The sequence below is a fragment of the Burkholderia semiarida genome (assembly GCF_029268935.1).
Classification (GTDB): domain Bacteria; phylum Pseudomonadota; class Gammaproteobacteria; order Burkholderiales; family Burkholderiaceae; genus Burkholderia; species Burkholderia semiarida.
The window spans coordinates 1,795,533-1,814,055 of sequence record NZ_JAHLCL010000007.1; the positions used below are offsets into that span (position 1 = coordinate 1,795,533).

General features: G+C 67.8%; 18 protein-coding genes. 14 read left to right on the forward strand and 4 right to left on the reverse strand.

Translation table 11 applies throughout. The annotated features are described in order from the left end of the window. The first annotated feature begins 17 nt into the window (after positions 1–17). Together KPB06_RS21325 and KPB06_RS21330 are read left to right on the forward strand one after the other, a co-directional pair. The gene (locus tag KPB06_RS21325) at positions 18–704 is read left to right on the forward strand and encodes a helix-turn-helix transcriptional regulator (RefSeq protein ID WP_059581139.1); all 687 of its coding nucleotides are present in this window, start codon (positions 18–20) and stop codon (positions 702–704) included. Between the two features lie 405 nt (positions 705–1,109). Further along, positions 1,110–1,517: a T6SS amidase immunity protein Tai4 family protein gene (locus KPB06_RS21330; protein ID WP_275906298.1), complete on the forward strand. Its 408-nt coding sequence runs from the start codon at positions 1,110–1,112 to the stop codon at positions 1,515–1,517. A gap of 103 nt (positions 1,518–1,620) precedes the next feature. On the opposite strand, the gene KPB06_RS21335 is transcribed toward KPB06_RS21330, so the two are convergent. Genes KPB06_RS21335 through KPB06_RS21345 form a run of 3 tightly spaced genes read right to left on the reverse strand, consistent with a single transcriptional unit; the run spans position 1,621 to position 4,549 of the window. Next, positions 1,621–3,075: an NAD(P)(+) transhydrogenase (Re/Si-specific) subunit beta gene (locus tag KPB06_RS21335; protein ID WP_059581136.1), complete on the reverse strand. Its 1,455-nt coding sequence runs from the start codon at positions 3,073–3,075 to the stop codon at positions 1,621–1,623. Continuing rightward, positions 3,072–3,398, reverse strand: coding sequence for an NAD(P) transhydrogenase subunit alpha part 2 (locus KPB06_RS21340; protein ID WP_006476884.1), 327 nt, complete (start codon positions 3,396–3,398; stop codon positions 3,072–3,074). Before KPB06_RS21340 ends, KPB06_RS21335 begins: the two co-directional genes overlap by 4 nt. 11 nt (positions 3,399–3,409) lie before the next feature. Then, positions 3,410–4,549, reverse strand: a complete 1,140-nt coding sequence (locus KPB06_RS21345) for a Re/Si-specific NAD(P)(+) transhydrogenase subunit alpha (protein ID WP_059581130.1) — start codon at positions 4,547–4,549, stop codon at positions 3,410–3,412. A 282-nt stretch (positions 4,550–4,831) separates the two neighbouring features. Between KPB06_RS21345 and KPB06_RS21350 the strand changes: the two genes are divergently transcribed. From KPB06_RS21350 to KPB06_RS21360, 3 genes are all read left to right on the forward strand, one after another. Then, positions 4,832–5,341: an NUDIX hydrolase gene (locus KPB06_RS21350; RefSeq protein WP_059501004.1), complete on the forward strand. Its 510-nt coding sequence runs from the start codon at positions 4,832–4,834 to the stop codon at positions 5,339–5,341. After that, a complete protein-coding gene (gene mnmA, locus KPB06_RS21355; protein WP_059581128.1) occupies positions 5,338–6,543 on the forward strand; it encodes a tRNA 2-thiouridine(34) synthase MnmA in 1,206 nt (401 codons plus the stop codon). Before KPB06_RS21350 ends, mnmA begins: the two co-directional genes overlap by 4 nt. Positions 6,544–6,663: 120 nt before the next feature. Then, positions 6,664–8,283 carry an FMN-binding glutamate synthase family protein gene (locus KPB06_RS21360; RefSeq protein WP_059581124.1) on the forward strand — a complete coding sequence of 540 codons (1,620 nt, stop codon included), beginning with the start codon at positions 6,664–6,666 and terminating at the stop codon, positions 8,281–8,283. A gap of 116 nt (positions 8,284–8,399) precedes the next feature. Here the strand turns inward: KPB06_RS21360 and KPB06_RS21365 are convergent, their stop codons facing one another. Continuing rightward, positions 8,400–9,011 carry a glutathione S-transferase family protein gene (locus KPB06_RS21365; protein ID WP_059581211.1) on the reverse strand — a complete coding sequence of 204 codons (612 nt, stop codon included), beginning with the start codon at positions 9,009–9,011 and terminating at the stop codon, positions 8,400–8,402. Positions 9,012–9,199: 188 nt separating this feature from the next. Here KPB06_RS21365 and KPB06_RS21370 point away from each other — a divergent pair, with 188 nt between their 5' ends. The 9 genes from KPB06_RS21370 to KPB06_RS21410 all read left to right on the forward strand — a co-directional run bounded on the left by KPB06_RS21370 (position 9,200) and on the right by KPB06_RS21410 (position 18,476). After that, the gene (locus KPB06_RS21370) at positions 9,200–10,585 is read left to right on the forward strand and encodes an aminopeptidase P N-terminal domain-containing protein (RefSeq protein WP_059581122.1); all 1,386 of its coding nucleotides are present in this window, start codon (positions 9,200–9,202) and stop codon (positions 10,583–10,585) included. A 37-nt stretch (positions 10,586–10,622) separates the two neighbouring features. Beyond that, the gene (locus KPB06_RS21375; RefSeq protein ID WP_059581120.1) at positions 10,623–11,810 is read left to right on the forward strand and encodes a UbiH/UbiF/VisC/COQ6 family ubiquinone biosynthesis hydroxylase; all 1,188 of its coding nucleotides are present in this window, start codon (positions 10,623–10,625) and stop codon (positions 11,808–11,810) included. Positions 11,811–11,947: 137 nt separating this feature from the next. After that, a complete protein-coding gene (dusB, locus tag KPB06_RS21380; protein WP_059581116.1) occupies positions 11,948–13,015 on the forward strand; it encodes a tRNA dihydrouridine synthase DusB in 1,068 nt (355 codons plus the stop codon). Next, on the forward strand, positions 13,012–13,245 hold the full coding sequence (locus tag KPB06_RS21385) for a Fis family transcriptional regulator (RefSeq protein WP_006476892.1): 234 nt from the start codon (positions 13,012–13,014) through the stop codon (positions 13,243–13,245). The genes dusB and KPB06_RS21385 overlap by 4 nt, the downstream gene beginning before the upstream one ends. Positions 13,246–13,289: 44 nt before the next feature. Then, complete coding sequence (purH, locus tag KPB06_RS21390; protein WP_059581113.1) at positions 13,290–14,855, forward strand: bifunctional phosphoribosylaminoimidazolecarboxamide formyltransferase/IMP cyclohydrolase; 1,566 nt, start codon at positions 13,290–13,292, stop codon at positions 14,853–14,855. A 156-nt stretch (positions 14,856–15,011) separates the two neighbouring features. Continuing rightward, positions 15,012–15,554, forward strand: coding sequence for a crossover junction endodeoxyribonuclease RuvC (gene ruvC / locus KPB06_RS21395; RefSeq protein WP_104012434.1), 543 nt, complete (start codon positions 15,012–15,014; stop codon positions 15,552–15,554). A 183-nt stretch (positions 15,555–15,737) separates the two neighbouring features. Then, positions 15,738–16,319, forward strand: a complete 582-nt coding sequence (gene ruvA / locus KPB06_RS21400) for a Holliday junction branch migration protein RuvA (protein WP_031402135.1) — start codon at positions 15,738–15,740, stop codon at positions 16,317–16,319. Positions 16,320–16,427: 108 nt separating this feature from the next. Then, positions 16,428–17,498, forward strand: a complete 1,071-nt coding sequence (gene ruvB, locus KPB06_RS21405; RefSeq protein ID WP_059581103.1) for a Holliday junction branch migration DNA helicase RuvB — start codon at positions 16,428–16,430, stop codon at positions 17,496–17,498. 24 nt (positions 17,499–17,522) lie between these two features. Further along, the gene (locus tag KPB06_RS21410) at positions 17,523–18,476 is read left to right on the forward strand and encodes an oxygenase MpaB family protein (protein ID WP_104012435.1); all 954 of its coding nucleotides are present in this window, start codon (positions 17,523–17,525) and stop codon (positions 18,474–18,476) included. Positions 18,477–18,523 lie beyond the last annotated feature (47 nt).

Here is an 18,523-nt window from a genome sequence, read left to right on the forward strand (position 1 = left end):
GGAATCGAGGTGCCGTCATGACCCGCCGTGCCGACCGTCTGTTCCAGATCGCCGAGCTGTTGCGCGGGCGTCGTCTCACGACCGCGCAGCAACTGGCCGACTGGCTGTCGGTGTCGCCGCGCACGGTCTATCGCGACGTGCGCGACCTGCAACTGTCAGGGGTGCCGATCGAAGGCGAAGCCGGCATCGGTTACCGGCTGAACCGCAACGCGAGCCTGCCGCCGCTCACGTTCACGGCCGAGGAGCTGGCGGCGCTCGCCACCGGCGCGCGGATGCTCGAAACCTGGGGCGGTGCGCGCTTCGCGAGCGGCGCGCGCTCGGCGCTCGCGAAAATCGCGTCGGCGATGCCGGCCGACAAGCGCACGGCGCTCGACCGGCTGCCCGTGTTCGCGCCGTCGTTCCACATCGACGAGACGTTTTGCGCGAAGGTCGACGCGATCCACCAGGCGATCGACACGCGCCACATCGTCAGCTTCGCCTATCGCGACCGGCTCGGCGCGCATTCGCAGCGCCGCGTATGGCCGCTCGGGCTCGTCTACTGGGGCGGGCGCTGGACGATCGGCGCGTGGTGCGAGCTGCGCGGCGATTTCCGCACCTTCGACATCGCGCGGATGGGCGACATCACCGTGCACGAGCAGTTTCCGGACATGGAAGGCCGTCGGATCGCCGACTACATGCGGATCGCGGAAGCGCCGATGAAGTGACGCATCGGGCCGCCGCGGGATGGAAAACGGCGCCGGGAAAATCGGCGCCGTCACTTTCGAATCTCTCTCGTTTTCATTCGAATTTCCGTACCGACCGCTTCTTGGAACGTAGCGGTCGGACGGAACCGTTCGTCGCACAATCAACGAAACCGGCGAGATTTTCCATACACGTCCCATTTTCTGAATCGTCAGCACTGCGCACAATCGAGCTTGCTTGTCGATTTTTTCACGGCACGATCCGCCCATGATCCTGAGGATTTGAGGAATCGGCTCGCGCCTCTCAGTCAATTCCGATTGGATTAACAACATGTCGAGACCGCCATTCTCCAGTGGATGGCACGCCTTCATGAGAGTCAAAGTTTCAGTCGATGAAGTCGGGACACGGATTCCGGAAACCGCATCGATATGGGTATTGCGCTGAAAGACCCGCGGCTCGCGCTCGCGATGGCTCTCGCAATCGGCTCCGTCACGGCGGCACCCCAAGCCACGGTCGCGGCCCCTGATGCTCGCCATGCTGTCGAACGGCATTCGCAAAAAACGTTGCTGAAGAACTGGGCACTCAGCGTTTGCCTGGCCGGGATCGCGCACGATACCCGCGATCGTGACGAAGCCAATGCCACCGCAAGCGCCTATCTGGAATTCGGCGATCAGCCAATCGAGGCCTACGACGCGCTCCGCGCGCTCACGCAACGGTATGTCGAACGACAATACAGCGGATCGATTCCAGCGTCGTTTAATACGATGAAGTGCATCGACCTCTTCCACAGTCGGGAACTCGACGCGTTTTCCGATCGGCTGACAAAAGCGCGCTAGCGCGGCGGGGGCCAATACGTGCGCCCCCTGCATTGCACATGTCATGGCATGCGCGCGACCGCATTCGCTCCGTCATGAACGCAGCCGGCGCGCCGCCTTGTCGTCACTCGACGGCCTTCACCATGTCCTCGATGACCTTCTTCGCATCGCCGAACACCATCATCGTCTTGTCCATGTAGAACAGGTCGTTGTCGAGGCCCGCATAGCCGGCCGCCATCGAGCGCTTGTTGACGATCACCGTGCGCGCCTTGTACGCCTCGATGATCGGCATCCCCGCGATCGGCGATTTCGGATCGTTCTTCGCGGCCGGGTTCACGACGTCGTTCGCGCCGAGCACGAGCACCACGTCCACCTGGCCGAATTCGCCGTTGATGTCCTCCATCTCGTGCACGATCTCGTACGGCACTTCCGCTTCCGCGAGCAGCACGTTCATGTGCCCCGGCATCCGCCCGGCGACCGGGTGGATCGCATACTTCACGTCGATGCCCTTCTCGACCAGCTTGTCGGTCAGCTCCTTCAGCGCGTGCTGCGCACGGGCGACGGCGAGCCCGTAACCCGGCACGATCACGACCGATTCCGCGTTGCCGAGCATGAACGCCGCGTCGTCGGCCGAACCCGACTTCACCGGCCGCTGCTCCTGCGCGCCACCCGCGCCGCCGGCCGCCGCTTCCCCGCCGAACCCGCCGAGGATCACGTTGAAGAACGAGCGGTTCATCGCATGGCACATGATGTACGACAGGATCGCGCCCGACGAGCCGACCAGCGAACCGGCGATGATCAGCATCGCGTTGTTCAGCGAGAAGCCGATGCCGGCCGCGGCCCAGCCCGAGTACGAGTTCAGCATCGACACGACCACCGGCATGTCCGCGCCGCCGATCGGGATGATGATCAGCACGCCGAGCACGAACGCGATCGCCGTCATGATGATGAACGGCAGCCACGCCTGCGTGATGAAGAACAGGATGCCGAAGCCGAGCATCGCGATCGCGAGCATCAGGTTGATCAGGTGCTGGCCCGCGTACACGACCGGCGCGCCCTGGAACAGCCGGAACTTGTACTTGCCCGACAGCTTGCCGAACGCGATCACCGAACCGGAGAACGTGATCGCGCCGACGAACGTGCCGATGAACAGCTCGACGCGGTTGCCGTACGGGATGAAGCTCGACGACACCGCGTCCTGCGGCACGAGCCCGAACGCTTCCGGCTCCGACACCACCGCATACGCGATGCACACGGCCGCGAGACCGATCAGCGAGTGCATCGCCGCGACGAGTTCCGGCATCTTCGTCATCTCGACGCGCGCGGCGACGAATGCCCCGACGCCGCCGCCGACGATCAGCGCGCCGAGCACGAGCGCGAGGCCGAGCGGCAGGTTCGCGCCGAGCCACGCGGCCTGCTTGACGATCAGCGCGATCGTCGTGAGGATCGCGATGGCCATCCCGACCATCCCGAACAGGTTGCCGCGCCGCGCGCTCTTCGGGTTCGACAGGCCCTTCAGCGCCTGGATGAAGCACACCGACGCGACGAGGTACAGCAGCGTAACGACGTTCATGCTCATCGCGCGCCCTCCTTGCCGCCCTCGACACGCTTGGGCTCCTTCTTGCGGAACATCTCGAGCATGCGCCTCGTCACGAGGAAGCCGCCGAACACGTTGACGGCCGCGAGCGCGACCGCGAGCGTGCCGAAGAACTTGCCGGTCGCGCCGACGGTGAGCGCCGCCGCGAGCATCGCGCCGACGATCACGATCGCCGAGATCGCGTTGGTCACGGCCATCAGCGGCGTATGCAGCGCCGGCGTGACGTTCCAGACGACGTGGTAGCCGACGTACACCGCCAGCACGAAGATGATCACGTTGATCACCGTGTGATTGATGACTTCCATGGTCTCCTCCGTTATTTGCGCGTGACTTCACCGTCGCGGCACAGCAGCGTCGCGGCGACGATGTCGTCGGTCAGGTCGATGTTCAGCGTGCCTTCCTTCGTGACGATCAGCTTCATGAAATCGAGCAGGTTGCGCGCGTACAGCGCCGACGCGTCCGACGCGACCATCGACGCGAGGTTCGTGTAGCCGGCGATCGTCACGCCGTTGTGCACGATCACCTGGTCGGCGACGGTCAGCGGGCAGTTGCCGCCCTTGCGGCCGTCGAATTCCGGGCCGCGGCCGGCCGCGAGATCGACGAGCACCGCGCCGGGCTTCATCGACTGCACGGTCTCCACCGAGATCAACGTCGGCGCCGGGCGCCCCGGAATCAGCGCGGTGGTGATCACGATGTCGGCCTGCTTCGCGCGCTCGTGCACGAGCGCGGCCTGGCGGCCGAGCCACGACGGCGGCATCGGGCGCGCATAGCCGCCGACACCCTGCGCGGCTTCGCGCTCTTCGTCGGTTTCGAACGGGACGTCGAGGAATTTCGCGCCGAGCGACTCGATCTGCTCCTTCACGGCCGGCCGCACGTCGGACGCCTCGATCACGGCGCCGAGCCGCTTCGCGGTCGCGATCGCCTGCAGGCCCGCGACGCCCGCGCCGAGAATCAGCACGCGCGCCGCCTTCACGGTACCCGCGGCGGTCATCAGCATCGGCATGAAGCGCGGATACAGCGACGCGGCCACCAGCACGGCCTTGTAGCCGGCGATGTTCGCCTGCGACGACAGCACGTCGAGACTCTGCGCGCGCGTCGTGCGCGGCGCGGCCTCGAGCGCGAAACCGGTCACGCCGGCCGCGGCGAGCTTCGCCGCCTGCTCGCCATTGAACGGCTCGAGCATGCCGACCAGCACGGTGCCACGCTTGAGCGACGGCAGTTCGGCGTCGGTGGGCGCCTGGACCTTCAGCACGAGGTCGGCGTCGAAAGCGGCCGACTGGTCGGTCAATTCGGCGCCGGCGGCCGCATAGGCTTCGTCGGGATAGCTGGCCGCGGTGCCGGCCCCTTTCGCGATACTGACCCGATGGCCGGCCGCCGCGTATTTCTTCACGGTTTCCGGCGTCGCGGCCACACGCGCCTCGTTGGCCCGCGTTTCAGCAGGCACTCCAATATGCATCGTCAGTTCCTCCAGTCATTGTCAGTATTTCTTTTCTTGCGATCTTTTTACTGCGCAACGAGCCGGACAGGCTGACTTACCGGCTCACGAGCAACGGCGTTCACGCTGCACTTTAACCGAAAGCGATGGCCCCGCCAGCACTTTCCGCACGATCGTGCTCGAATGCGACGTCGGTTTGATCCGCGCCGCCATGTCCCGCCGGGGCCGACGAATCCGAAAGGGTCGGATTCGTCTAACGGAACGGCCGGCAGCCTTCGGGCGCAACCGGTAAAATGCCGAACCATGAAACCCGAAATCTGGACCCCGCATGTGACGGTCGCCGCGCTCGTCGAGCGCGCCGGCCGCTTTCTCGTGATCGAGGAAGAAACCTCGACGGGCCTGCGCATCAACCAGCCGGCCGGTCACCTCGAAGCCGGCGAAACGCTGGCCGACGCGGTGATCCGCGAAACGCTGGAGGAAACCGCGCACCCGTTCACGCCCGACGCACTCGTCGGCGTCTATCTCGCGCACTACGACCGCCCCGGCAGCGCCGGCGCGACCTACCTGCGCTTCACGTTCTGCGGCACGGCCGGCGAACCGGTCGCGGGCCACGTGCTCGACGACGGCATCGTCCGCACGCTGTGGATGACGGCCGACGAGCTGCGCGCCTGCAGCGAGCGCCATCGTTCGCCCGCGGTGATGCGCTGCGTCGACGACTATCTCGCCGGGCGGCGCATTCCGCTCGATTTCGTACACACGCACTCGGTCGCCCCGCGCCCCGAGGCATTCGAACGTCAGGCGGTCGGCAAATGAGCAAGCGCCGTGTAGTGGTGGGCATGTCGGGCGGCGTCGATTCGTCGGTGACCGCGTGGCTGCTGAAGGAACAGGGCTACGACGTGGTCGGCCTGTTCATGAAGAACTGGGAAGACGACGACGACGGCGAGTACTGCTCGACGCGCCAGGACTGGATCGACGTCGTGTCGGTGGCCGACCTGATCGGCATCGACGTCGAAGCCGTCAACTTCGCGGCGGAATACAAGGATCGCGTGTTCGCCGAATTCCTGCGCGAATACTCGGCCGGCCGCACGCCGAACCCCGACGTGCTGTGCAACGCCGAGATCAAGTTCAAGGCGTTCCTCGACCACGCGATGTCGCTCGACGCGGAAATGATCGCGACCGGCCACTATGCGCGCGTGCGCGAACGCGACGGGCGTTTCGAACTGCTGAAGGCGTTCGATCACACGAAGGACCAGTCGTACTTCCTGCACCGGCTGAACCAGGCGCAGCTGTCGAAGACGATGTTCCCGCTCGGCGAGATCCCGAAGACGAAGGTGCGCGAGATCGCCGCGCAGATCGGGTTGCCGAATGCGAAGAAGAAGGATTCGACCGGCATCTGCTTCATCGGCGAGCGGCCGTTCCGCGATTTCCTGAACCGTTATCTTCCGACGAAGCCCGGCCCGATGAAGACGCCCGACGGCAAGGTGGTCGGCGAGCACATCGGCCTCGCGTTCTACACGTTCGGCCAGCGCAAGGGCATCGGGCTCGGCGGCAGCAAGAGCGGCAGCGGCGAGCCGTGGTTCGTCGCCGCGAAGGACATCGCGTCGAACACGCTGTACGTCGTGCAGGGCCACGATCATCCGTGGCTGCTGTCGCGCGAACTCGTCGCCGGCAACGTGAGCTGGGTCGCCGGCGAGCCGCCGGCGGACGGCTTCGCGTGCGGCGCGAAGACGCGCTACCGGCAGGCCGATGCGGCGTGCGTATTCGGTCGAGCCGCGACAGGTCGGGCCGCGCTAGGCCGGGCCGCGATCGACGCCGCGGCAGCCGGCCCGGCAGGCGAGGCGCGCTTCTCGCTCGCGTTCGACGATGCGCAGTGGGCCGTCACGCCCGGCCAGTCGGCCGTGCTGTACGACGGCGAGATCTGTCTGGGCGGCGGCATCATCGAATCCGCGGCGACCGGCCAGCCCGGTCAGGCTGCGGCGGCGGCCCACGCGCCGGCGCTCGCCGAAGCACGCTGACACCCATTCGGTTTAGACTTGCGGCACGCCGCGCCCGGCGGAACACGATTCCGTCGTGGCCGGCGCGCCGCCTTCGCAGCGTACGCATGGCGGTATCTCAAGATTCTTACGGAGTCCCCCATGCTTTCCAGACGCTACCTCGCGATGTGGTGCGCCGTCCTGCTGCTCGTCGCCGCGGCCGCACTCGCGTCGGTCCACCTCCTTTCCTGGCTGTGGATCGTCATCCCCATCGCCCTCGTCGCACTCGGCCTGTACGACCTGAACCAGGATCGCCACGCGATCCTGCGGAACTACCCGCTGTGGGGCCACTTCCGCTTCCTGTTCGAATTCATCCGGCCTGAAATCCGCCAGTACTTCGTCGAGGACGACACCGACGAAAAACCGTTCTCGCGCGCGCAGCGCAGCCTCGTCTACCAGCGCGCGAAGAACGTCGCCGACAACCGCCCGTACGGCACCGAACTGAACGTGAAGGCCGTCGCGCACGAATGGATCAGCCATTCGCTCGCGCCGACGAAGCTGCCGAACCACGATTTCCGTATCCGCGTCGGCGCGAATCGCGCGCAGCCGTACGACATTTCGATCTTCAACATCTCGGCGATGAGCTTCGGCTCGCTGTCCGCGAACGCGATCCGCTCGCTGAACCTCGGCGCGAAGAAAGGCGGGTTCGCGCACGACACCGGCGAAGGCTCGCTGTCGAAGTACCACCGCGAGAACGGCGGCGACATCATCTGGGAAATCGCGTCCGGCTACTTCGGCTGCCGCAACGACGACGGCACCTTCAACCCGGACAAGTTCGCGAAGCAGGCCGCCGATCCGCAGGTCAAGATGATCGAGGTGAAGCTGTCGCAAGGCGCGAAGCCCGGCCACGGCGGCGTGCTGCCGGCCGCGAAGATCACGCCGGAAATCGCGGAGACGCGCGGCGTGCCGATGGGCAAGGACTGCATCTCGCCCGCGACGCACTCGGAATTCTCGACGCCGCGCGGGCTGCTCGAATTCGTCGAACGGCTGCGCACGCTGTCCGGCGGCAAGCCGACCGGCTTCAAGCTGTGCATCGGCCATCCGTGGGAATTCTTCGGGATCGCGAAAGCGATGCTCGAGACGGGCATCGTGCCCGACTTCATCGTCGTCGACGGCGCGGAAGGCGGCACGGGCGCGGCGCCGCTCGAATTCACCGACCACGTGGGCGTGCCGCTGCAGGAAGGACTGCTGCTCGTGCACAACACGCTCGTCGGGATCGGCGTGCGCGACCGCGTGAAGATCGGCGCGAGCGGCAAGATCATCACCGCGTTCGACATCGCGCGCACGCTCGCGATCGGCGCGGACTGGGTGAACTCGGCGCGCGGCTTCATGTTCGCGGTCGGCTGCATCCAGGCGCAGCACTGCCATACCGACCGCTGCCCGACCGGCGTCGCGACGCAGGACCCGGTGCGCCAGCGGGCGCTCGTCGTGCCCGACAAGGCCGAGCGCGTGTACAACTTCCACCGCAATACGCTGCATGCGCTGCAGGAACTCGTGCAGGCGGCCGGCCTCGCGCATCCGTCCGAGCTGCGCGCGCACCACATCGTGCAGCGGGTCGCGCCGCACGAAGTGCGGCTGATGTCGCAACTGCTGAAATACCTGAAACCCGGTGCGCTGCTCGACGGCCAGACCTGCGGCTTCTCGCTGTACGACAAGTGGTGGCCGATCGCGCGCAGCGATTCGTTCACGCTCGGCGAAGCCGTGTACGCGTCGATCGAGTAAAGCGCACGGCCACCCCGTTGCGACGGTGGCCGGCCCGCGCCGCAAAAGCAAAAGCGCCCCGCGGGGCGCTCTTGCTTTTCTTTCGTCTGGCGAATGCGTGAAGGCCGGGCCGCGGCTCAGTTCTGCGGCAGCGTATCGGCGAATGACGGTCGCTGTTGCAGCTTCACGAAGTGCTTGTCGAGGTTCGGGTGGCGATCGCGCCAGTTGAGCTCGGGCATCCGGAAGTCGAGATAGCCGAGCGCGCAGCCGAGTGCGATGTCGGCGAGCGTGTAATGATTGCCGACGCACCACGTCTTGCCGCCGAGACCCTGCGACATCGCGACGAGCGCGTCGTCGATCTTGCGTTGTTGGCGCGCGATCCAGCTCGCGCTGCGCTGCGCTTCGTCGCGCATCGTGTGTTCGAGACGGATCGCGACGGCCGCGTCGAGCACGCCGTCGCCCAGTGCCTCCCAGCAGCGCACTTCGACGCGCTCGCGGCCCGACGGCGGAATCAGCTTGCCGACCGGCGACAGCGTATCGACGTATTCGCAGATCACGCGGGAATCGAACACCGCGGCGCCATCCTCCATCACGAGGCACGGGACCTTGCCGAGCGGATTCGACGCGTGAATGTTCGTATCCGGCGCCCACACGTTCTCGAGCTCCAGCTTGTAGTCGATCTTCTTTTCGGCAAGCACGATCCGCGCCTTTCGGACGTACGGGCTGCTGAGCGAACCGATTAATTTCATCATCTGCCTTTTTAAGGGAACCGCCGCGAGTATACGTTGTCGCCGATCATAACCGGCCCGCGCGGCCGGGTAGAAAATCGGCCGTCCGGCCTGTGGATGGTTTGCAACAGCCGCCACGCGCGGCCCGGCCGGCGCGGCTTCCGGCCCCACACTCACGCACCGCGGCGCGCGGCGCTACAATCGCACGAATGAACGCGCCCCTCGATACCGCCATCGCCGTCGACGTCTACCGCCAGCGCCGTGAACGCGTGCTTGCCGCACTGCGTGCCGCGGGCGGCGGCGTCGCCATCGTCCCCACCGCGCCGGAAATGCTGCGCAACCGCGACACGGCCTACCCGTACCGGTTCGACAGCTACTTCCATTACCTGACGGGTTTCACCGAGCCGGATGCCGTGCTCGTGCTGAACGCGGCCGCGCCGCACGGCGCGCCGGAATCGATCCTGTTCTGTCGCGCCAGGAACGTCGACCGCGAAATCTGGGAAGGCTTTCACTACGGGCCCGACGCCGCGCGCGACGCGTTCGGCTTCGATGCCGCATTCGCGGTCGACGTGATCGACACCGAGATGCCGCGCCTGCTCGCCGATGCAGGCACCGTGCACTACCGGTTCGGCGCATCGGCCGAGTTCGAGCGCCGGCTCGCCGGCTGGATCGACGCGGTGCGCGCGCAGGCACGCACGGGCGTCGCCGCGCCGGACGCGCTGCTCGACCTCACGCCGCTGCTCGACGACATGCGGCTCGTGAAGGACGAACACGAACTCGCGATCATGATGCGCGCCGCGCACATCTCCGCGCTCGCGCACCGCCGCGCGATGCAGGCGTGCCGCCCCGGCATCCGCGAATACGAACTCGAGGCCGAGCTGCTGTACCTGTTCCGCAAGCACGGCGCGCAGGCGCCCGCGTACGGGTCGATCGTCGCGGCCGGCGCGAATGCGTGCGTGCTGCACTACCCGGCCGGCAACGCGGCCGCGCGGGACGGTGACCTGATCCTGATCGACGCCGCCTGCGAACTCGACGGCTATGCATCGGACATCACGCGCACGTTCCCGGCCAACGGCCGCTTCTCGCCCGCGCAGCGCACGCTGTACGACATCGTGCTCGCCGCGCAGCAGGCCGCGATCGACGCGACGCGCGCGGGCGTGCCGTTCGAGGCGCCGCACGATGCGGCCGTACGCGTGCTCGCGCAGGGGCTGCTCGATACCGGCATCATCCCGAAAACGCGCTTCTCGAACGTCGACGACGTGATCGCCGAGCGCGCATACACGCGCTTCTACATGCACCGCACCGGCCACTGGCTCGGGATGGACGTGCACGACTGCGGCGACTATCGCGAGCGGCTCGCCGCGCGCGACGCGAACGGCGCGCTGCCGTGGCGCACGCTGAAGCCGGGCATGACGCTCACCGTCGAGCCCGGCCTGTACGTGCGCGCGGCCGACGACGTGCCGCCCGAGTACTGGAACATCGGCATCCGCATCGAGGACGACGCGATCGTGCGCGAGCACGGCTGCGAGCTGATCACGCGCGGCGTGCCGGTCGCGGCCGACGAGATCGAGGCGCTGATGCGCGCGGACGCATGACCGGCCGCCGACCGTTACCTCCGTTTCACGAATCAAGATGACGACCGCTTCCTCGCCGGCCACGCCGGATTACGACCTCGCCATCGTCGGCGCGGGCCCCGTCGGACTCGCGCTCGCCGGCTGGCTCGCACGCCGCAGCGCGACCCAGCATGCGTCGATCGCGCTGATCGACGCGCGCGAACCTGCCGCGAGCGCGAACGACCCGCGCGCGATCGCCGTATCGTACGGCAGCCGCGTGCTGCTCGACACGCTCGCGTGGCCGGCCGACGCCACGCCGATCGAACATATCCACGTGTCGCAACGCGGCCATTTCGGCCGCACGCTGATCGACCGCGACGAACACGCGCTCGCCGCGCTCGGCTACGTCGTGCGTTACGGCTCGATCGTGCAGGCGCTCGCGGGCGCCGTGCGCGGCACGCGCGTCGACTGGCTCACGTCGACCACCGCACGCACGCCGCAGCAGGACGCCGACGGCGTCACGCTGACGCTCGACGGCCCTCAGGGCGAACGCACGCTGCGCGCGCGCATCGTCATCAATGCCGAAGGCGGGCTGTTTCATGAACGGCACGCCGATACGGGCAAGCATCGCCGCGATTACGGGCAGACCGCGATCGTGGGGACGGTCACGGTATCGGCACCGCGCCCGAACGTCGCGTGGGAGCGCTTCACGCACGAAGGCCCGCTCGCGCTGCTGCCGCTCGGCGGGCCGCGTCAGGCCGAGTATTCGCTCGTATGGTGCTGCACGCCCGACGAGGCCGCACGCCGCGCGGCGCTGCCCGACGACGCGTTCCTGCGCGAGCTCGGCGCCGCATTCGGCGAGCGGATGGGCCGGTTCGTCGCGATCGCGGGGCGGGCGTCGTTCCCGCTCGGGCTGAGCGCGGCGCAAACGCTCGTGAGCGGCCGCATCGCGATCGTCGGCAACGCCGCGCAAACGCTGCATCCGGTCGCGGGCCAGGGGCTCAACCTCGGGCTGCGCGATGCGCATACGCTCGTCGACGCACTCTCCGCGCAAGGCTTCGAAGCGACCGCGCTCGCGACCTTCAACGCGCGCCGCGCGCTCGACCGGCGCCTCACGATCGGCGCGACCGACACGCTGGCGCGCCTGTTTACGATCGACTCGGGCCCGCTTCCGCTGCTGCGCGGCGCGGCGCTCACCGCGCTCGAATTCGTGCCGCCGCTCAAGAAGGCGATCGCTCGCCAGATGATGTTCGGCCAGCGCAACTGACGCGCGGCGCACCGTACGGCCCCTCCGGGCACACCAGGCAAACCGGGTCAAATCGGCGGGGCATGGGAATACGGTAAAATGCCCGTTTTCCGCCTTCCCTTCCCCTGCCCGCGCGTGTCGCGGGCGGCGCCATTGCGATGCCCGTTATCGGCCCTCACGTATTGCGTAACAACCTGTTCGTCGCCCCGATGGCCGGGGTGACGGATCGTCCGTTCCGCCAGCTGTGCAAGCGGCTGGGGGCCGGTTACGCGGTGTCCGAGATGGTCGCGTCCAACGCGCAGCTGTGGAAGAGCGCGAAGACGATGCGGCGCGCGAACCACGAAGGCGAGGTCGAGCCGATCGCGGTTCAGATCGCCGGCGCCGATCCGGCGATGATGGCCGAAGCGGCCCGCTACAACGTCGACAACGGCGCGCAGATCATCGACATCAACATGGGCTGCCCGGCGAAGAAGGTCTGCAACGTCGCAGCCGGCTCCGCGCTGCTGCAGAACGAGCCGCTCGTGCAGCGGATCGTCGAGGCCGTCGTCGCGGCGGTCGGCACCGGGCCCGATGCGGTGCCCGTCACGCTGAAGATCCGCACCGGCTGGGACCGCGAGCACAAGAACGCGATCACGGTCGCGCGCCTGGCCGAAGCGGCCGGCATCTCGATGCTCACCGTGCATGGCCGCACGCGCGCCGACCTGTACCGCGGCGACGCCGAGTACGACACCATCGCGGCCGTGAAGGCGGCCGTGCGGATTCCGGTCGTCGCGAACGGCGACATCACGTCGCCCGCCAAGGCGAAGGCCGTGCTCGACGCAACCGGCGCCGACGCGCTGATGATCGGTCGCGCCGCGCAAGGCCGGCCGTGGCTGTTCCGCGAAATCGATCATTTCCTGCAAACCGGCGAGCTGCTGCCCCCGCCGCGGATCGACGAGATCCAGCACGTGATGAACGAACACCTGGAAGACCACTACGCTTTCTATGGCGAATTCACCGGCGTCCGTACTGCGCGCAAGCACATCGGCTGGTACACTCGCGGCCTTTCCGGTGCCAACGGGTTCCGGCACCGAATGAACACGCTCGATTCCACCCGCGAGCAGCTCGCCGCCGTCAATGCATTCTTCGAGGCGCAAAAAGCGCTGTCGGACCACCTCGTCTACGTCGATGACGAAGCGGAAAACGGCCGGGGCGAGCCGGACGACCATAACCAGTTAGCAGCATGAGCAAGCACAACATCGAACAATGTGTCCGCGAGAGCCTGGACGTGTATTTCCGGGATCTAGACGGCTCCAATCCGCACGACGTCTATGAAATGGTGATGTCCTGCGTCGAAAAGCCGATGCTCGAGGTCGTGCTCGTACAGGCCGGCGGCAACCAGTCGCTCGCCGCCGAGTACCTCGGCATCAATCGCAATACGCTGCGCAAGAAGCTGCAGCAGCACGGCCTGCTGTAGGCGGCCGTCCCGTCCCCGTTTCCCTGGCTATTGGTGGTTCCATCATGATCAAGCAAGCGCTCATTTCCGTTTCCGACAAGACCGGCATCGTCGACTTCGCGAAGTCGCTGTCCGACCTCGGCGTCAAGCTGCTGTCGACGGGCGGCACCGCGAAACTCCTCGCCGACGCCGGCCTGCCCGTGACCGAAGTGGCCGATTACACGGGCTTCCCGGAAATGCTCGATGGGCGCGTGAAGACGCTGCACCCGAAGGTGCACGGCGGCATCCTCGCCCGCCGCGACCTGCCCGAGCACATGCAGGCGCTGGAGCAGCACGGCATCCCGACGATCGACCTGCTCGTCGTGAACCTGTATCCGTTCGTCGCGACGATCGCGAAGGACGACTGCACGCTCGCCGACGCGATCGAGAACATCGACATCGGCGGCCCGACGATGCTGCGCTCGGCCGCGAAGAACCACCGCGACGTGACGGTCGTGGTCGACCCGGCCGACTACGCGGTCGTGCTCGATGAAATGAAGGCGAACGGCAACACCGTCGGCTACCCGACCAACTTCCGTCTCGCGACGAAGGTGTTCGCGCACACCGCGCAATACGACGGCGCGATCACGAACTACCTGACCAGCCTGACCGACGAGCTGAAGCACGCATCGCGCAGCACGTACCCGGCCACGCTGAACCTGGCGTTCGACAAGGTGCAGGACCTGCGCTACGGCGAGAACCCGCACCAGAGCGCGGCGTTCTACCGCGACCTCGCGGCGCCGGCCGGCGCGCTGGCGAACTACCGCCAGCTGCAGGGCAAGGAACTGTCGTACAACAACATCGCGGATTCGGACGCGGCGTGGGAATGCGTGAAGACGTTCGACGCGCCGGCCTGCGTGATCATCAAGCATGCGAATCCGTGCGGCGTCGCGGTTGGCAACGACTCGGCCGACGCGTATGCGAAGGCATTCCAGACCGACCCGACCTCCGCATTCGGCGGCATCATCGCGTTCAACCGCGAAGTCGACGAAGCGGCCGCGCAAGCGGTCGCGAAGCAGTTCGTCGAAGTGCTGATCGCGCCGTCGTTCTCCGACGCCGCGAAGCAGGTGTTCGCCGCGAAGCAGAACGTGCGCCTGCTCGAAATCGCACTGGGCGACGGCCACAACGCATTCGACCTGAAGCGCGTGGGCGGCGGCCTGCTCGTGCAGTCGCTCGATTCGAAGAACGTGCAGCCGCACGAGCTGCGCGTCGTCACGAAGCGCCACCCGACGCCGAAGGAAATGGACGACCTGCTGTTCGCATGGCGCGTCGCGAAGTACGTGAAGTCGAACGCGATCGTGTTCTGCGGCAACGGCATGACGCTCGGCGTCGGCGCCGGCCAGATGAGCCGCGTCGATTCCGCCCGTATCGCGAGCATCAAGGCGCAGAACGCGGGGCTGACGCTCGCCGGCTCGGCCGTCGCGTCGGATGCGTTCTTCCCGTTCCGCGACGGCCTCGACGTGGTCGTGGCGGCCGGCGCGACCTGCGTGATCCAGCCGGGCGGCTCGATGCGCGACGACGAAGTGATCGCGGCAGCCGACGAGCACAACATCGCGATGATCCTGACGGGCGTGCGCCACTTCCGTCACTGATCGCCGCATGCGGCCCCCGCGCGGCCGCTGCACCGGAACCCGGCGGCATCACCTCCGCCGGGTTTTTTATTGCGCGGCGCCTTCGCGCGCGACCGCGCGACCGGCTTGCCGCCCCATTCGTTGTAGTATCGCTGCATCACGCCACTCTCCTCACTCATGCGAATTCTCGGCATCGACCCCGGTCTGCGCGTCACCGGCTTCGGCGTCATCGACGTCAGCGGCCATCGGCTCGCCTATGTCACGAGCGGCGTGATCCGCACGCCGACGGCCGACCTGGCCACCCGGCTCGGCACGATCTTCCAGGGCATCTCGACGATCGTGCGCGAACACGCGCCCGACCAGGCCGCGATCGAAAAGGTGTTCGTCAACGTGAACCCGCAGTCGACGCTGCTGCTCGGCCAGGCACGTGGCGCCGCGATCTGCGGGCTCGTCGCGGGCGGGCTGCCGGTCGCCGAATACACGGCGCTGCAGCTCAAGCAGGCCGTGGTCGGCTACGGCCGCGCGACCAAGACGCAGATGCAGGACATGGTCACGCGGCTGCTCAACCTGTCCGGCCAGCCGGGCTCGGACGCCGCCGACGCGCTCGGCATGGCGATCTGCCACGCGCACGGCGGCAACACGCTCAGCACGCTGGGCGGGCTCGCGCCGGCGCTCGCGCAGAAAGGGCTGCGCGTGCGGCGCGGCAGGCTGATCGGCTGACGCTGCCGCGCACCGCGGCCGCGCGCGTCGGCTCGACTGCGCGGGCTGCGTTGGCCGCCTCGGTCGTTTCACCCACGCCCGACATGCCCGCGACACGCGCCGCTTCGGCCTGACGGCCGCGCCCATCGGCATCGCGCCGCGCGTGCGCTACACTCGCGCTTTCTTCCTCGCATCCCGTCCTCCATGATCGGTCGCATCGCCGGCATCCTGCTCGAAAAGAACCCGCCTCATCTGCTCGTCGACTGCAACGGCGTCGGCTATGAAATCGACGTGCCGATGAGCACCTTCTACAACCTGCCGCAAACGGGCGAACGCATCGTGCTGCTCACGCAGCAGATCGTCCGCGAAGACGCGCACCTGCTGTACGGCTTCCTGACGCCGCAGGAACGCACGACCTTCCGCGAGTTGCTGAAGATCACCGGCATCGGCGCGCGCATGGCGCTCGCCGTGCTGTCCGGCATGAGCGTGCAGGAGCTCGCCCAGGCCGTGACGATGCAGGACGCCGCACGCCTCACGCGCCTGCCCGGCATCGGCAAGAAGACGGCCGAGCGCCTGCTGCTCGAGCTGAAGGGCAAGCTCGGCGCCGACCTCGGCGCGCTCGCCGGCGCGGCTTCGCCGTCCGACCACGCGACCGACATCCTCAACGCGCTGCTGGCGCTCGGCTACTCCGAGAAGGAGGGCCTTGCCGCGATCAAGAACGTGCCGGCCGGCACCGGCGTGTCCGAAGGCATCAAGCTCGCGCTGAAGGCGTTGTCGAAGGCGTAACACGCGGTCGATCCGGCCGTCGAAGCCAGTGTCGCGCCGCCGCGCGGCGCGCGCCAGTCGGCCGTTCGGCCAGGTGGCCCGGGCTCCGTCGCGCGGTACAATGGCCGCATGATTGAAACCGACAAACTCGCCACCGAGCAGCGGATCATCGCCGCCACGCCCGCCTCGTCGCACGAGGAGGTGTTCGAACGGGCGCTGCGGCCGCGCCAGCTCGACGACTACGTCGGCCAGGAAAAGGTCCGCGGCCAGCTCGAGATCTTCATCGAAGCCGCGAAGCGCCGCTCCGAGCCGCTCGACCACGTGCTGCTGTTCGGGCCGCCGGGTCTCGGCAAGACGACGCTCGCCCACATCATCGCGCGCGAGATGGGCGTGAACCTGCGCCAGACGTCGGGGCCCGTGCTCGAGCGCGCGGGCGATCTCGCCGCGTTGCTGACGAACCTCGAGGCGAACGACGTGCTGTTCATCGACGAAATCCACCGGCTGTCGCCGGTCGTCGAGGAAATCCTGTATCCGGCGCTCGAGGATTACCAGATCGACATCATGATCGGCGAAGGCCCGGCCGCGCGCAGCGTGAAGCTCGACCTGCAGCCGTTCACGCTGGTCGGCGCGACCACTCGCGCGGGGATGCTGACCAACCCGCTGCGCGATCGTTTCGGGATCGTCGCGCGCCTCGAGTTCTACGACGCCGATCAACTGTCGCGCATCGTGCGGCGCTCGGCGTCGCTGCTCAATGCGCAGATCGATCCGAACGGCGCGCTGGAAATCGCGAAGCGCTCGCGCGGCACGCCGCGGATCGCGAACCGGCTCCTGCGCCGCGTGCGCGACTTCGCGGAAGTGAAGGCCGACGGCCAGATCACCGCGGCCGTCGCCGATGCCGCACTTGCGATGCTCGACGTCGATCCGGTCGGCTTCGACCTGATGGACCGCAAGCTGCTCGAAGCGATCCTGTACAAGTTCGACGGCGGCCCGGTCGGCATCGACAATCTCGCGGCGGCAATCGGCGAGGAGCGCGACACGATCGAGGACGTGCTCGAACCGTACCTGATCCAGCAGGGCTTCCTGCAGCGCACGCCGCGCGGGCGCGTCGCGACGCTGCTCACGTATCGCCACTTCGGGCTGTCGGTGCCCGAGGCCCGCCGCACCGAACGCGACGAGTGGGATACTCCGGACGGGAAGTAGTCCGTCGCCCGAGTCGCACCCGCCATGACGACGCCGCCCAGCCACCACCCCACCGCACCCGCGCCGGGCCCGCGCTGGGCCGAGCCGATCCGCAAGCGGCTCGTGGCCGGCATCACGCACCTGACGGTGGGTGGCGGCGGCCCGTCGATCGATCTCTCTTCACCGCCCGGCGACCCCGGGCTGTTCGGCCCCGACGCCGTCTGCTGGCGCGTGCATGCCGATTTCACGTCGATGATGACAGGCGGCATCGCCGCGCTGCTGCTGCAGGCGCTCCACCCGCTCGCGCTCGCGGGCGTCTGGGATCATTCGTCGTTCCGCACCGATATCCTCGGCCGTCTGCGGCGCACCGCCACGTTCATCACGGGGACGACGTTCGGCAGCCGCGCGGACGCGCTCGCGCTGATCGAGCGCGTGAAGGCGATCCACGCGCACATCTCGGGCAACGCGCCGGACGGCCGGCCGTACCGCGCCGACGATCCCGCGCTGCTGACCTGGGTGCATGTCGCGGAAGTGTCGAGCTTCCTCGCCGCGCATCTGCGTTACGTGAATCCGGAGCTGCCGGGCGAACTGCAGGACCGCTATTACGCGGAGACGGCGCTGATCGCCGAGCTGCTGGGCGCCCAAGCGGTGCCGCGTTCGCGCGCCGAGGTGGCGGCCTATCTCGCGCGCATGCTGCCCGAACTCGAAGCCGGGCCGCGCACGTTCGACGTGATGTCCATCCTGCTGAATGTGCCGGTCGCGAAGCCGGCGCTGCGGCCTGCCGCGTCGCTGGTGATGCATGCCGGAATCGACCTGCTGCCGCCGTGGGCGCAGCGCATGCTCGGCGTGTCGGCGTTCGCGCCGGTGCGGCGCGCGCTGGTCCGGCCCGGCATACGCGCGGTCGCGCCCGTGCTGCGCTGGGCGCTCGTCAACGGCGCGTCGAAGCGTGCGCGCCGCCGCGCGACGGCCGCCCCGTCCGACGGCGCCCCGCCTGGCTGACGATCCGTTTCTTCGGATCATTTCAATTTACCGTCAAATACCTGTGG

What these genes read in the sequence shown, in the direction of transcription:
- KPB06_RS21325 (WP_059581139.1), top strand. Translation starts at nt 18, where the DNA reads ATGACCCGCCGTGCCGACCGTCTGTTCCAGATCGCCGAGCTGTTGCGC.
- KPB06_RS21330 (WP_275906298.1), top strand. Translation starts at nt 1,110, where the DNA reads ATGGGTATTGCGCTGAAAGACCCGCGGCTCGCGCTCGCGATGGCTCTC.
- KPB06_RS21335 (WP_059581136.1), bottom strand. Translation starts at nt 3,075, where the DNA reads ATGAGCATGAACGTCGTTACGCTGCTGTACCTCGTCGCGTCGGTGTGC.
- KPB06_RS21340 (WP_006476884.1), bottom strand. Translation starts at nt 3,398, where the DNA reads ATGGAAGTCATCAATCACACGGTGATCAACGTGATCATCTTCGTGCTG.
- KPB06_RS21345 (WP_059581130.1), bottom strand. Translation starts at nt 4,549, where the DNA reads ATGCATATTGGAGTGCCTGCTGAAACGCGGGCCAACGAGGCGCGTGTG.
- KPB06_RS21350 (WP_059501004.1), top strand. Translation starts at nt 4,832, where the DNA reads ATGAAACCCGAAATCTGGACCCCGCATGTGACGGTCGCCGCGCTCGTC.
- mnmA (WP_059581128.1), top strand. Translation starts at nt 5,338, where the DNA reads ATGAGCAAGCGCCGTGTAGTGGTGGGCATGTCGGGCGGCGTCGATTCG.
- KPB06_RS21360 (WP_059581124.1), top strand. Translation starts at nt 6,664, where the DNA reads ATGCTTTCCAGACGCTACCTCGCGATGTGGTGCGCCGTCCTGCTGCTC.
- KPB06_RS21365 (WP_059581211.1), bottom strand. Translation starts at nt 9,011, where the DNA reads ATGAAATTAATCGGTTCGCTCAGCAGCCCGTACGTCCGAAAGGCGCGG.
- KPB06_RS21370 (WP_059581122.1), top strand. Translation starts at nt 9,200, where the DNA reads ATGAACGCGCCCCTCGATACCGCCATCGCCGTCGACGTCTACCGCCAG.
- KPB06_RS21375 (WP_059581120.1), top strand. Translation starts at nt 10,623, where the DNA reads ATGACGACCGCTTCCTCGCCGGCCACGCCGGATTACGACCTCGCCATC.
- dusB (WP_059581116.1), top strand. Translation starts at nt 11,948, where the DNA reads ATGCCCGTTATCGGCCCTCACGTATTGCGTAACAACCTGTTCGTCGCC.
- KPB06_RS21385 (WP_006476892.1), top strand. Translation starts at nt 13,012, where the DNA reads ATGAGCAAGCACAACATCGAACAATGTGTCCGCGAGAGCCTGGACGTG.
- purH (WP_059581113.1), top strand. Translation starts at nt 13,290, where the DNA reads ATGATCAAGCAAGCGCTCATTTCCGTTTCCGACAAGACCGGCATCGTC.
- ruvC (WP_104012434.1), top strand. Translation starts at nt 15,012, where the DNA reads ATGCGAATTCTCGGCATCGACCCCGGTCTGCGCGTCACCGGCTTCGGC.
- ruvA (WP_031402135.1), top strand. Translation starts at nt 15,738, where the DNA reads ATGATCGGTCGCATCGCCGGCATCCTGCTCGAAAAGAACCCGCCTCAT.
- ruvB (WP_059581103.1), top strand. Translation starts at nt 16,428, where the DNA reads ATGATTGAAACCGACAAACTCGCCACCGAGCAGCGGATCATCGCCGCC.
- KPB06_RS21410 (WP_104012435.1), top strand. Translation starts at nt 17,523, where the DNA reads ATGACGACGCCGCCCAGCCACCACCCCACCGCACCCGCGCCGGGCCCG.